The sequence below is a fragment of the Flavobacterium sp. ASW18X genome (genome assembly GCF_005144745.1).
In the GTDB taxonomy this organism is placed as follows: Bacteria; Bacteroidota; Bacteroidia; order Flavobacteriales; family Flavobacteriaceae; genus Croceivirga.
This window is the reverse complement of sequence record NZ_SWKK01000015.1, coordinates 1-13,099: the sequence shown is the minus strand read 5'-3', so window position 1 is coordinate 13,099 and position 13,099 is coordinate 1. Positions and strand designations below refer to the sequence as shown.

The window sequence follows — 13,099 nt, the reverse complement described above, 5'->3', positions numbered from 1 at the left end:
TAATAAAACAAAAAAAGGCGACCAACTGGTCGCCTTTTTTTGTTTGGGTATTTTATTTACCGACACCGGCATAGGTTTTCCAATCTTTTTCCTTGTAGATGTTTTCACCAAAATATTTAGCTATTTGCATAAACGGTTCCACTTTCTGGTAACCCGGAACAGGAGAAAGCATCTTTAATTCTTGGTCCAAAAATACTACGGTTGGGTAGCTTAATCTTCCTTGTAATAAGGCAGCAGCTAGCTCATGGTATCCTTTTCTTCCAGAGGGGACAAATTTAAATGTTCTTCCTTGGTATTCAATTGGGTCTTTTCCTTCGGCATCAAATTTAACCATGATAAAGTTTTCTTTCATGTAAGCGGCCACCTCTGGATTCTGAAAAGTGTCTTTGTCCATTTTCTTGCACCAGCCGCACCAATCCGTATAAACATCTACAAAAACTTTTTTGGTATTCCCTTTGTTTTGGGTTAATGCAACTGCTTCTTCCCAACTTACCCATTCAATATCTTGTGCACTTACTGTAAAAGTAAAAAGCAGTGTTATAGCAAAAATCCAATTTTTCATATCCATCATTTTGATAAGTAGTCTACAGACTATATCAAAACTAACGAAAATTATGCCAGATTATTTTGCGTCTACGGCTGCAGGTGCTGCCATGAACAAGTCCTTAACATCTACTTGATTTCTCAAAATATCATCAAAAGTTTCTCGTTCACGTATAAGCTGCGCTTTTCCTTGGTACCAAAGCACTTCAGCAGGGCGGTATCTAGAGTTGTAATTACTACTCATGGTAAAACAGTATGCCCCCGCGTTTCTAAAAGCTAAAATATCACCCTCAGATATTTCATTAATTCTGCGGTTACTGCCAAAAGTATCCGTCTCGCAAATGTAACCTACTACACTGTAGTAGCGTTCCTTGCCTTTAGGATTGCTTATGTTTACAATCTCGTGGCTAGAACCGTAAAGCATCGGTCTTATTAAGTGATTAAACCCTGAGTCTACGCTGGCAAAAACGGTAGAGGTGGTTTGTTTTACTACATTTACTTTAGCAAGAAAATAACCCGCCTCGCTCACTAAAAATTTGCCTGGTTCAAAAGCCAAGGTTAAATCGCGACCATATTCTTTGCAAAACTGATTGAATCGTTTGGATAGTTTTTTTCCTAATTCCTCAATATTAGTCTCAATATCCCCCTTTTTGTAAGGAACTTTAAAGCCGCTACCAAAATCTATAAATTCTAAATTTTTAAAGTTTTTAGCGGTGTCAAATAAGATTTCAGAGGCGTATAAGAAAACATCAATATCTAAAATATCACTACCAGTATGCATGTGGATACCGTTGATATTCATTTGAGTTAGTTCTACAATACGTAGTAAATGCGGTATTTGGTGAATGCTTATTCCGAATTTAGAATCGATGTGACCAACAGAAATATTAGAATTTCCACCAGCCATAACATGTGGATTTATACGGATACAAACAGGAATATCTGGATGCTTACTGCCAAACTGTTCTAAAATAGAAAGGTTGTCAATATTTATTTGAACCCCTAGTGCTGCCGCCTCTTCTATTTCTTCTAAAGAAACGCCATTGGGGGTGTAAATAATAGATTCCGGTTTAAAACCAGCCAAAAGTCCTAATTTCACCTCTTGAATAGAAACGGTATCTAAACCGCTACCAAGAGAATTCATTAGACGTAAAATGGAAATATTGGATAATGCCTTAACAGCATAATTTAATCGTAATTGTGGAACTGCCTTAAATGCACTTGTTAATCTACTGTATTGGGCAGTAATTTTCTCCGCATCATACACGTACACTGGAGCGCCGTGTTCCTTTGCAATGTTTAGTAAATCTGTAGCTTTCATTTGTCGATTTTAGTCAAAGCTATAATAATACCTTTTGTACGACAAAAAATCACAAGCAAAATAAATAAATAACACAATTTGTTGTAAATGCAACAAGCTGTTTTGGAGGTGAACGCTTTCCGTATTATTTTTGATAATATTTAAGCTGTATGAGACTGCCTTTCTTTCCTTTAAAATCAATTTTCTTTCCAGGTGAAACTGTGCCTATTCATGTGTTTGAGGAGCGTTACCAACAACTTATAAAAGATTGCCGTAAAGAAGCGATTACGTTTGGGATTCCGGTATATCACAATAAAGAAATGCATTATGGTACAGAGGTGCAATTAGTTGAGGTTGTAAACACTTATGATGGAGGGGAAATGGATGTGCTTTGTGTTGCTAGACAAGTATTTAAAGTGAAAAGCTTTGAACCAAATATGGAAGACCGTTTGTATGCAGGGGGTGTGGTAGAGTTTTTAGAAACTATTTATGATGCTACTGCTGCAGAAAGAAAAAAAGTATACGATAAGATTAGACTATTATACAAATTAATGCAGGTTGCTTTTCCGCCCGTGCCTTTTGATAAATTTAATAGCTATGCTTTTGCTCACAAAATGGGCTTGTCTTTTGAGCAAGAGTTTAGTTTGTTAAAAATGAATAGAGAAACCGATAGATTACGTTTTCTAAATTCGCATTTGGAAGACACCATAGCAGTGCTCAAAAAAATTGACCATACTAAAATGGTGATAGAAATGAATGGGCATTTTAAAAATTTTGACCCGTTAGATTTTAAAGATTATGGACTTAAATAGACCGTGCTAAGGTATTTAGTACTAAACGCAAGTCAATTATTTCAATTTAATTATTAATTCAGGTCTTGGTTTCCTATTTTTGTTTTCTAAAATTTAACAGGATACACCTATGAACCTTCATGAATATCAAGGCAAAGAGATATTAGCAAGTTTTGGCGTAAGGGTACAACGTGGTATTGTAGCACACAATGCAAAAGAAGCCGTTGATGCCGCAAAACAATTAACAGAAGAGACCGGAACCGGTTGGCACGTAATAAAAGCGCAGGTCCACGCTGGTGGTCGTGGTAAAGGTGGTGGTGTTAAGTTGGCTAAAAACCTTAAAGAGGTAGAAGAGTTGGCAGGTAGCATCATCGGCATGAATTTGGTGACACCGCAAACCTCTGCAGAAGGTAAAAAAGTACACCAAGTTTTGGTAGCAGAAGATGTTTACTATCCTGGAGATAGTGAAACCAGTGAGTTTTACATGTCTGTACTTTTAAATAGAGGCACTGGTAGAAACATGATTATGTATTCTACAGAAGGTGGTATGGATATTGAAGAGGTAGCAGAAAAGACACCGCACCTTATTTTTACAGAAGAAATAAATCCTGCAACAGGTCTTTTACCTTTCCAAGCTAGAAAGATTGCCTTTAACTTAGGCTTGTCTGGTACAGCTTTTAAAGAAATGGTAAAATTTGTTTCTGCCTTATATAAAGCATATGTAGAAAGTGATTCTAGTATGTTTGAGATTAACCCTGTACTTAAAACATCTGACGATAAAATCATGGCGGTAGATGCCAAGGTTACCATTGATGATAATGCATTATACAGAAGAAAGCAGTATGCAGAAATGAGAGACCTTAGGGAAGAAAATCCCGTAGAGGTAGAGGCTAGAGCTGTTGGTCTTAACTACGTAGACTTAGATGGTAACGTAGGCTGTATGGTTAATGGTGCTGGTTTGGCAATGGCTACTATGGATTTAATTAAGATGGCGGGTGGTGAACCAGCTAACTTCTTAGATGTTGGCGGTACTGCTGATGCTAAAAGAGTAGAAGAGGCATTTAGAATCATCCTTAAGGATTCTAATGTTAAAGCGATACTGATTAACATTTTCGGAGGTATTGTGCGTTGTGACCGTGTAGCGCAGGGTGTGGTAGACGCGTACAAGAACATGGGAGACAGCATTCAAGTACCAATTATTGTTCGTTTACAAGGGACTAATGCAGAATTAGCAAAAGAAATTATAGATAATTCTGGTTTAGCAGTGCATTCTGCAGTACAGTTCCAAGAAGCTGCAGATAAAGTAAAAGAAGTATTGGCGTAACTAATGTCTAAAGTATATGTTAAAGCGGGTAATGTTTAGGTAACATTACCCGTTTTTGTTTTTTAAGGCTTTTCTTACTTTTTGTTACATTTTATGCAGTGTTTATTTATCCAAGGCATCAATAATTAGTTAAATATTGCCAATTGTATTTTTTCCTTCTAAATCACATATTCTGGTTATTAACTTCCGCTAATTTTAGCAAACTGTTACCAAATTTAAAGTTGTATTAATTAGCGCTTTTCCATTTTTCTGATGGCTGAATGGCTATTAATTTTGACTTCGAAATTGATGCACTATAGAGCTGATTAGAAAATTATGTTAAAATTGAATTTCATTGTAACAATCTAATTTTTTGGTCGTCTTTTTAGCATATTCATCAAATTATCAATCACATAAAAACGAATGTATCATGAAAAGAGTTAGTTTATTTTTAGCAGCAGCATTTTTATTTGTTGTAACCGCAAGTGCAAACACTACAGAACCTGCCAAGGTTGCAAAACAACTTTCTGGAGAAATCCATTCCATGTTAGAGGGCAATTCTTTTAAAATTGAAAAAGATTTAACGGCAAACGTAAAATTTACAATTAATGCGGAGGGTGAAATTGTAGTATTATCTGTAGAAACTGCAGATGCTGCTTTAGAAAGCTTTGTAAAAGGCAGATTAAACTACCAAAAAGTAGACGTGCAAAACGTTGTAGAAGGTAGATACTATACTGTACCTGTACGTATAGAAGCTTAAAAGCCAAGGAAAAATTATTGAATTAGTCAAAAAGCTCTGACAAGGTCAGAGCTTTTTTTATGACTAAAATCTAATTTTTTACGTTATAGCCATAGAGCTGTTGTATTATGAGGAGTAAAGAGGAGAAATTAAGCATCTTAAGTGAACTTATTGCATTTGCCAAGGTAGACCAAGAAATTAAGGTGGAGGAGTACGATTTTTTATTATCCGTAGCGCATTTATTAGAGGTTAAGAAAGCTACCCTAGATAGTTTAATTAAAAAAGAGCGCAAAGTTATTTTGGCAAAAAGACAGGCAGACCGGATAATTCAATTTCATAGGCTGTTGTTACTTATGAATATAGATGATGAGCAGCATTCTAAAGAAGTTTCTAAACTTTATAATATTGGTTTAAAAATGGGCTTGCCTCCCTCAGTAATTGGGCAGGTGCTAGAGATTATGCATCACTATCCAAATAAAATGGTGCCACCAAAGGTCCTAATAGATTTATTTAGGGCACATTACAATTAAAAAAATGACAAAAAGACATGAATTACACTATATTAACTGTCAAAAAGGCAGTGATTGTGTAATGGTATAATCATTGTCTTATTCATGGTGTATTTAATATTTAAAAATTGAAAACCATGAGTTTAGTAAAAAGAAATAATGTATTGCTGCCTAATTTGATGAATGAGTTTTTTACCCCAGATTGGTTTGGAGGTATGGAAAACTTTAAAAACAATGTTCCTGCCGTAAACATTAAAGAAACGGAAAAGGAGTTTGAATTAGAACTCTCTATTCCTGGCTTTAACAAGGAAGATTTTAACGTAGAAGTAGATAAAGACCTTCTTACAATTTCTTCTGAAGTAAAGAAAGCAGATGAGCAAACAGAAGATAATTATACACGTAAGGAGTTTAGTATTTCCTCTTTTAAACGCGCTTTTACGTTACCAGAGTCGGTGAATTCTGATGCTATTAATGCGGCGTATGAAAATGGAATTTTAAAGTTGACATTGCCTAAAAAAGAAGAAGCATTGCCAAAACCAAAACGCTTAATCCAAATAGGATAAAAATATGTTTGAGAACACCAACTAAAGGTGTTTCATGATGGTTGGTTTGTTTAGTTGGTTAGTTAGGAAAACCCTGCTTTTGGCAGGGTTTTCTTTTATTCTTTTTCTTGTAAGATTTTAATTTCATCTCTTAATTTAGCTGCTTCCATAAAGTTTAATTCTTTCGCAGCCTTTTCCATTGCTTTGCGTTTTTCTCTTATGAGCTTCTCTTTTTGGTCTGGAGTTAAATAATCCAAATCTGGTTCTGCAGCACGCATCGCTTCTTTTTCAAAATGATAGGTTGAAACCGAATTTTTAGCTAGAACATTATCTAAGCTTTTGTTTAGAGCTTTGGGAGTTATGCCGTGTTCCTTATTGTAGCTCATTTGTTTTTCCCTGCGGTAATTGGTTTCGTCAATAGTTTTTTGCATGCTATCCGTAATTGTATCCGCATACATGATGGCCTTACCATTTAAATTACGAGCCGCTCTACCTACGGTTTGCGTTAATGAACGATTACTTCTTAAAAAACCTTCTTTATCGGCATCCAATATGGCCACAAGAGAAACTTCTGGTAAATCTAACCCTTCTCGTAGTAAGTTTACACCCACCAAAACATCAAACAATCCCTTGCGTAAATCTTGCATAATCTCTACACGCTCCAAAGTATCCACGTCACTATGAATGTAACGGCAGCGCACATCAATACGCGTTAAATATTTAGTGAGTTCCTCTGCCATACGTTTGGTTAACGTGGTTACCAACGTACGCTCGTCTAATTCAACCCTAGCCTGTATTTCTTCCATTAAATCATCTATCTGATTTTCACTAGGGCGAACTTCAATGATAGGGTCTAAAAGTCCGGTAGGGCGTATAATTTGCTCAACATAAATACCTTGACTTTTTTCTAACTCATAATCTGCTGGTGTGGCACTCACATATATTGCCTGATTTTGCAATGCCTCATACTCTTCAAACTTCAAAGGTCTGTTATCTAGTGCTGCAGGTAATCGGAAACCGTATTCCACCAAATTTTCTTTTCTAGAGCGGTCGCCTCCATACATAGCATGGACTTGGGGTATGGTTACATGACTTTCATCTATCACCATTAAATAATCTTCTGGAAAATAGTCTAACAAACAGAAAGGTCTTGTTCCAGGTTTTCTACCGTCTAAATACCTACTATAATTTTCTATTCCAGAACAATAGCCCAATTCCCGAATCATTTCTAAATCAAAATTGGTACGTTCTTCCAAACGCTTGGCTTCCAAGGGCCTTCCAATTTCTTTAAAATAGTCTATTTGTTTCACCAAATCGTCTTGTATTTCCCTAATGGCATTTTGTAAGACATCTGGTGAGGTTACAAACATATTTGCTGGGTAAATATTAAGTGTATTGTACACTTCTATGACCTTGTTGTTATGTGGGTCTAAAGCTTCAATCTCTTCAATTTCATCACCAAAAAAATGGATTCTGAACGCATGGTCTGCATATCCTGGAAACACGTCAACAACATCACCCTTTACTCTAAAATTTCCATTTCTAAAATCGGCAGTAGTTCTGGCATACAAACTTTGAACCAGCTGTTGTAAAAACTTAGTTCTAGAAATTACCTGGTCTCTTTGTATGGTAATTACATTTTTTTGAAACTCTATGGGATTACCAATACCATACAAACAAGAAACAGAAGCCACTACAAGCACATCTCTACGACCAGATAGGAGGGAAGAAGTAGCACTTAATCGTAACTTTTCAATGTCCTCGTTAATGCTTAAATCTTTTTCTATATAGGTACCACTGGTGGGTATATATGCTTCAGGTTGGTAATAGTCGTAATACGAGACAAAATACTCTACCGCATTCTCTGGAAAAAACTGTTTAAACTCAGAATACAATTGCGCTGCCAGGGTTTTGTTGTGGGCTAAAACAAGGGTGGGGCGCTGAACTTCTGCCACCACATTTGCCACTGTAAAAGTTTTACCAGAACCTGTGACCCCGAGCAAGGTTTGGTGTTCTTCACCGGTATGTATACCTTCTACCAACTGCTTTATAGCCCCAGGTTGGTCACCTGTGGGCTTGAACTCAGAAACTACTTTAAACTTCATACCTCAAAGATACGAAGGCATTGCCAACCAGAGTGAGCGCTAAAGCATCAAACAGCGATGCAAACCCTACAAATCGCGCTTTTTTAACAAGGCGAAGCTCATATAGATAAATATGAAAGTCCAAGCTAGTGCAATGACAATCTCATACCACTGTACATGATAATCTAATACTACTGTTTCCCCAACTTGATTAGCAAAAGATTGTACTGCGTTTAAGCGGCTAAAAGGCTCTTTTATTAAGTTAAAAAATGATTCTAAAGGAAAAAAGCCCATAACCATATCTGTACCTTCTTTGCTCAAAACCTTCCAGCGTAACATGCCTCTTACAAAGAGTTCAAAAATTTGCCATAGAAATAGAAAACCAAGGGCAAAAGCGGAACGTTTTACCAATACGCCAGCAAATAAGCAAAAAGCAAAAAAGCCCATAAGCTTAACAAAGAATGCCAGTAAAAATTCCAAATCAGAAAGAATGATGGATAACTCTGTATAATCAGAATAGACAAGCCCTAAAATTAGGGAAACTGCAAATACAAATACCGTAGATAAAACGGAAAAAGAAAGTACAGTTAAAAACTTAGATAACACAAATTCCTTTTTAGATAAACCGTCGATAAGGTTTTGTTTTAATGTTTTGTTACTGTACTCATTTGCCATCATAGAAACGATAACAATAGCTAAAAACACCTTAAATAGAGCCGTCATGAAGGTGTTCAAATGCCAGATGTAAGGGAAATTAAAGATTCCTTGTTCTGCCAAATGAAATTTTATAGGACCAATATCAAACTTAATTGCAGCAATTAATGCAATGGAGGTTAATAGTATAAAGTAGGCAATGATTAATATTTTACTGGCTCGGTTATTCCAAAGCTTTATAAATTCTATTTCTAGTAAACGTAGCATATTTAGTTGTTTTTGGTTAGGGCAAGAAATTGTTCTTCTAAACTTTCTTTTCTTTTTACAAGCTGAGATAAAACAATACCTTCTTTAAATAGTAATTGGTTAAGGGCTGCAGCATCTAATTCCTCCTTTAGATGTGCAGTCAGCAGATGCTCATTTATGCTAATTGTGCCAAAACTTGGATGTTTCTCTAAAAAGGCTTGTAAAGCAGGCATTCGGTCTGCTTTTAACTCAAAAAAGCCAAAACTAGACAACATATTATCTACCGGACCTGCATACAGTTTGGTCCCTTTTCTTAAAATGACTACGTGAGTACATACTTTTTCAACTTCGTCTAATAGATGAGAGGCCAATAAAATAGTGGTGCCTTGTGCAGCAATTTTTTTAATTATTTCTCTAATTTGATGAATGCCAGCCGGGTCCAATCCATTGGTAGGTTCATCTAAAATTAAAATTTCTGGGTCGTTTAACAGGGCAGAAGCTATGGCTAAGCGTTGTTTCATACCCAAAGAAAAAGTTCTAAACTTACTGTCCTTGCGTTCCAATAAGCCCACGAGTTCTAGTTTTTCTTCTATTTTGCTTTCTGGAACGTTTTTAATTTTACAAACTAGGCGTAGGTTTTTCACGGCCGTCATGTACGGATAAAAGTTAGGGCGTTCTATGATGGCTCCTACTTTTTTCAAAGCTTCATGGGTAGATGTGCTCCCATTAAACCAGCTAAAACTTCCGTCGGTAGCGTTGACCACATTAAGTATAATGCCTAGCGTGGTAGATTTACCACTGCCGTTTGGACCTAGTATACCATAAACATGACCTTTTTCTATGCTAAAAGAAAGGTCGTTTACAGCAGTTAATGGTCCAAATTTCTTTGTTAAATTTTTTACGGTTAAAATTGTACTCAAAATAAGTTGGTTTTTAGATTGATGTATGGGTTTGACGACTACTACAGAAATTTGTTACAACGAGCTTCTTTATCTTGATTGAGTTTACAGTATAACTGTAACTTTTGCGTTAGGGAAATATAGTATTTAAACCTTTGAAAAAGAATATTTTAGTAATTGAAATAGTAAATTTTGTTTGCTTTTTTAATTAGTTTAACAAGGCTATCCCATAATATAAATTACGTATGATGGTGTCCTTACTTTCTCTATCCTTATCACTTCTATTTGCGTTTTTAGGAGTGCTGCATTTGTATTGGTTAGTTGGGGGTACATGGGCGTTAAACAAAGTAATCCCTACGAAAGAAGAAGAAAAGAGCAATTTAAAGATTCCGCCGTTAGCTACATTACTTGTTGCGCTAGGTTTACTTTTTTTGGCTTTTGTATACCTTGAACAAACCTCTTTTATAAACCACTTGTTGCCCGTAACATTAGGTATAGTAGCCCTTTGGTTTGTACCGATACTATTTTTAATTAGGGCGATAGGTGACTTTAATTATGTTGGTTTTTTTAAGAGGGTAAAAACAACAGCCTTTGCAAAAGCAGATTCTAAACTGTTTTCACCATTATGCTTGGGTATTGCATTAGCAGGGTTTGCTATTATTTTTTTAGGATGATATAAGGATATAAAAAAAGTCGCACTTAGTGGTGCGACTTATTAAATTTATATGAAGAATGGTATCTTAGTTTTTTGCGTCTTCTTCTTCTGCCCATTTTTTTGCTCTTTCTGCTCTTTTGGCAGACCCTGGGTGAGAAGAGGTTAAAGACCCTTTACCACCGTTATCTGTTAAATCTGCTAATTTTTGAAAAGCAGAAGCCATAGCATGATAATCATGACCATTAGCTACTAAAAATTTAAATCCATAACTGTCTGATGCTGACTCGTGAGACTGAGAAAACTGAGCATTAGCCACATTTTCCATGAAACCACCTATTTCATCATCAGCTAAAATTTTTCCACCACTAGTATTAGCTTCGGCCAAGTCTTTTGCGGCAGAAACACTGTAGGCAGTTTGGTATCTTTTTTTAGAATGCCCTAGTTTTACATGGCCTATTTCATGACCAATTACTCCAAGAATTTCATCATCAGTCATTAAATCCATAAGACCAGCCATTACACGAATACTACCATCTGGTGTAGCAAAAGCATTGATATCTACTACCAGATAGACTTTAAAATTTAAGTCTAACCCATCTGCATTATCAAGGCCAGCAACAAGTTTATTCAATCTTTCGTAATAAGGGTCACCTGGTTCCGCAACGGGATTATTTTCATCCATCCATTGCACAGCTTCTAAAGATAATTTGGTCATATCTTCATCAGATAATGTGGCAGCTTTCACCAATTTTTTACCGGCGTTAATGTTTCCCTTTTTACCCAATTTACCAAGTTGGGCTTGGGTGTTCATCGCCATAATAAAAAGGCTGAATACAAGCAAAATTTGCTTCATAATGTAGTGTTTTAAGTTGTTTGATTGCAAAAGTATGGTATGCCCTAAATGTTTAGCATCCCAATTACCGTGAAATTACAAAATTAACGGTTTAGAGTAAAAATTATTAGAGAATTAATTTTATGGTTGGTAATTATACAAGTTAGTTCCTGTTTACTCTTATAGTAATACGCCTGTTTGTAATTACAGTCGTTGGTGTTTGGAAGTTTACCGTCACAGTTTCTGATGGGTCATCTACGGTAATATTGCCATCCGTTTGGTCTTGGGAATTACTTATTGTATTAGTATATGTAGCGGTTTGGGTATTTACATCTGGTAAATTCACTTGTGTAACTAGGGTTAAAGTTTCTAAATCGCCACTTGTCATAGTACCCACATTCCAATTGGGATAAGTAAAGCTTCCTTTGGTTACAGACGCATTGACTAAAGAAATACCGTCTGGCAAAATATCAGTAATTACAACATTAGTTACAGGGTCTAATCCTAAACTTTCTACGGTAATACTAAAGGTTACAGTATCACCATGCCTTACTGTATTCTGGTCTGCTACTTTTTTTATGACTACATCTGGGTCACAATAATAAGCGGTTAAAGGTTGGCTATCATATTGGCAACCTCCTTTTATTACTCTTACAAAATAATCTCCAGCAGCCGTAGGCGTATAAGTAGGGCCGTTGGCGCCTGCAATTAAAGAACCATTTTCAAACCACTGGTAACTATCAAAATTGGGGTCTACAACTTCTACTGTGGCAGATGGTAAACAACCACCACCAGAAACTTGCAAATCTACCTCAGGGACCGTATCAAAACCAGAAAAATAACCGGCTACCCCACGAGCCCCATTAAAACCAATAAAACCAACAGCAATAGGTCCGGATGAATTTACTGTTACATTACCATTTAAATTAGGTACATAGAATGTTTTCCATAAGGTGGAACCTGTTACAGGGGTTGCAGCCGGTAGTGCAACTGTACCATTGCCATCGGTAACCGTAATATTACTATCAGGAGTGGAGCTAGACGCGACTATAGTTACACCACCAGTAACGGTAATACCTGCAACATTTCTTATGTCAGGAATATTATCCATGGTATCTGGTAGCAAACAATTTACGGGTGCTACAAAGTTTAATCCTTGAGTGTAAGCCGCAGTAGAACCACCCATACACTGGTAGGCATATGCATCTTTATTAGTAGTAACATACATATTGGCACCTACAGCGTTAGAAGAATAATTACTGGAAGGGATTTCAAAATATTCTCCATTATTTATAGTAGCAATAGGGGTAGTGTTACCGTTAACGTAAATTTCAGTATTGTTTTGGGTAGCAATAATTAAGGGAAACTCTGTCCATCCATTGGTATTACCATTACCTCTAATGAACACATATTCTTTACCAATTCTATTTTCTGGTACGGGTTGATCAATACCGGCATCTCTGTTAGTGTTGTTGGCTTGTCTACCGTAGTTCAAAGACCCATTGCTAATTACAATGTCCTTATCAGAAACAATACTAGTACCTATCCATCCTTGGCTTTGCGCATCAGAAAATGTATTTCCCATATAGGCTTCAAAAACAAAAGATTCGTTGGCATTAAGTGTTATTTGGTACGTATCTGCTGTAATCGCAGATGCATTACCTCCTTGTCTAAAAACACAGTTAGGGTCATACCCAAAAACATCTACAGTAGTATTATCTTCTGTAGCCATAATACCTACCGTATTAGATTTGGATACGTGGGTTCCTAAATTAGGGACACCACCCCATTTAAATTGGGTACCCATGGCAGCTCTACCCTTAGAGGTTAAAGAGGCTCCTTGAGAACCAGACCTTCCTCTATAATTAACATAAAATCGTTCTCCGTTGGGAGCCACATATCGTAAGCCGGCAGACTGTCTCAAAACCCACTTTTTATCACCTCAATTTACTTTGTCACCTTGGTGATATTTCGTAACTTAATGTATGGAATATCAACAAGG

Annotated in this window: 13 protein-coding genes; 6 read left to right on the top strand and 7 right to left on the bottom strand. The window is 36.3% G+C overall.

Annotation, left to right across the window (positions count from 1 at the left end; genetic code table 11):
- Positions 1–52: 52 nt before the first annotated feature.
- Both FBT53_RS11150 and lysA read right to left on the bottom strand, forming a co-directional pair.
- On the bottom strand, positions 53–562 hold the full coding sequence (locus FBT53_RS11150; protein ID WP_136951269.1) for a DUF255 domain-containing protein: 510 nt from the start codon (positions 560–562) through the stop codon (positions 53–55).
- Between the two features lie 60 nt (positions 563–622).
- Positions 623–1,864, bottom strand: coding sequence for a diaminopimelate decarboxylase (gene lysA, locus FBT53_RS11145; RefSeq protein ID WP_136951268.1), 1,242 nt, complete (start codon positions 1,862–1,864; stop codon positions 623–625).
- A gap of 149 nt (positions 1,865–2,013) precedes the next feature.
- On the opposite strand from lysA, the gene FBT53_RS11140 reads away from it, so the two are divergent.
- The 5 genes from FBT53_RS11140 to FBT53_RS11120 all read left to right on the top strand — a co-directional run bounded on the left by FBT53_RS11140 (position 2,014) and on the right by FBT53_RS11120 (position 5,748).
- The gene (locus FBT53_RS11140) at positions 2,014–2,655 is read left to right on the top strand and encodes an LON peptidase substrate-binding domain-containing protein (protein WP_136951267.1); all 642 of its coding nucleotides are present in this window, start codon (positions 2,014–2,016) and stop codon (positions 2,653–2,655) included.
- Positions 2,656–2,764: 109 nt separating this feature from the next.
- Positions 2,765–3,958 carry an ADP-forming succinate--CoA ligase subunit beta gene (sucC, locus tag FBT53_RS11135; RefSeq protein WP_136951266.1) on the top strand — a complete coding sequence of 398 codons (1,194 nt, stop codon included), beginning with the start codon at positions 2,765–2,767 and terminating at the stop codon, positions 3,956–3,958.
- 409 nt (positions 3,959–4,367) lie between these two features.
- Positions 4,368–4,697 carry a hypothetical protein gene (locus FBT53_RS11130; protein WP_136951265.1) on the top strand — a complete coding sequence of 110 codons (330 nt, stop codon included), beginning with the start codon at positions 4,368–4,370 and terminating at the stop codon, positions 4,695–4,697.
- A gap of 107 nt (positions 4,698–4,804) precedes the next feature.
- On the top strand, positions 4,805–5,206 hold the full coding sequence (locus FBT53_RS11125; RefSeq protein WP_136951264.1) for a TerB family tellurite resistance protein: 402 nt from the start codon (positions 4,805–4,807) through the stop codon (positions 5,204–5,206).
- 116 nt (positions 5,207–5,322) lie between these two features.
- Complete coding sequence (locus FBT53_RS11120) at positions 5,323–5,748, top strand: Hsp20/alpha crystallin family protein (RefSeq protein WP_136951263.1); 426 nt, start codon at positions 5,323–5,325, stop codon at positions 5,746–5,748.
- Between the two features lie 95 nt (positions 5,749–5,843).
- Here the strand turns inward: FBT53_RS11120 and uvrB are convergent, their stop codons facing one another.
- From uvrB to FBT53_RS11105, 3 genes are all read right to left on the bottom strand, one after another.
- On the bottom strand, positions 5,844–7,832 hold the full coding sequence (uvrB, locus tag FBT53_RS11115; protein ID WP_136951262.1) for an excinuclease ABC subunit UvrB: 1,989 nt from the start codon (positions 7,830–7,832) through the stop codon (positions 5,844–5,846).
- 66 nt (positions 7,833–7,898) lie between these two features.
- On the bottom strand, positions 7,899–8,732 hold the full coding sequence (locus tag FBT53_RS11110) for an ABC transporter permease (RefSeq protein WP_136951261.1): 834 nt from the start codon (positions 8,730–8,732) through the stop codon (positions 7,899–7,901).
- A gap of 2 nt (positions 8,733–8,734) precedes the next feature.
- Positions 8,735–9,631, bottom strand: coding sequence for an ABC transporter ATP-binding protein (locus FBT53_RS11105; protein WP_136951260.1), 897 nt, complete (start codon positions 9,629–9,631; stop codon positions 8,735–8,737).
- A 224-nt stretch (positions 9,632–9,855) separates the two neighbouring features.
- On the opposite strand from FBT53_RS11105, the gene FBT53_RS11100 reads away from it, so the two are divergent.
- Positions 9,856–10,284 (top strand): DUF3995 domain-containing protein, encoded by a 429-nt coding sequence (locus FBT53_RS11100; protein ID WP_136951259.1) that lies wholly within the window; start codon positions 9,856–9,858, stop codon positions 10,282–10,284.
- 66 nt (positions 10,285–10,350) lie between these two features.
- Here FBT53_RS11100 and FBT53_RS11095 read toward each other — a convergent pair whose 3' ends face one another.
- Together FBT53_RS11095 and FBT53_RS11090 are read right to left on the bottom strand one after the other, a co-directional pair.
- The gene (locus FBT53_RS11095; protein WP_205729043.1) at positions 10,351–11,118 is read right to left on the bottom strand and encodes a M48 family metallopeptidase; all 768 of its coding nucleotides are present in this window, start codon (positions 11,116–11,118) and stop codon (positions 10,351–10,353) included.
- Positions 11,119–11,260: 142 nt separating this feature from the next.
- On the bottom strand, positions 11,261–13,021 hold the full coding sequence (locus FBT53_RS11090; RefSeq protein ID WP_240729820.1) for a DUF11 domain-containing protein: 1,761 nt from the start codon (positions 13,019–13,021) through the stop codon (positions 11,261–11,263).
- Positions 13,022–13,099: the final 78 nt, after the last annotated feature.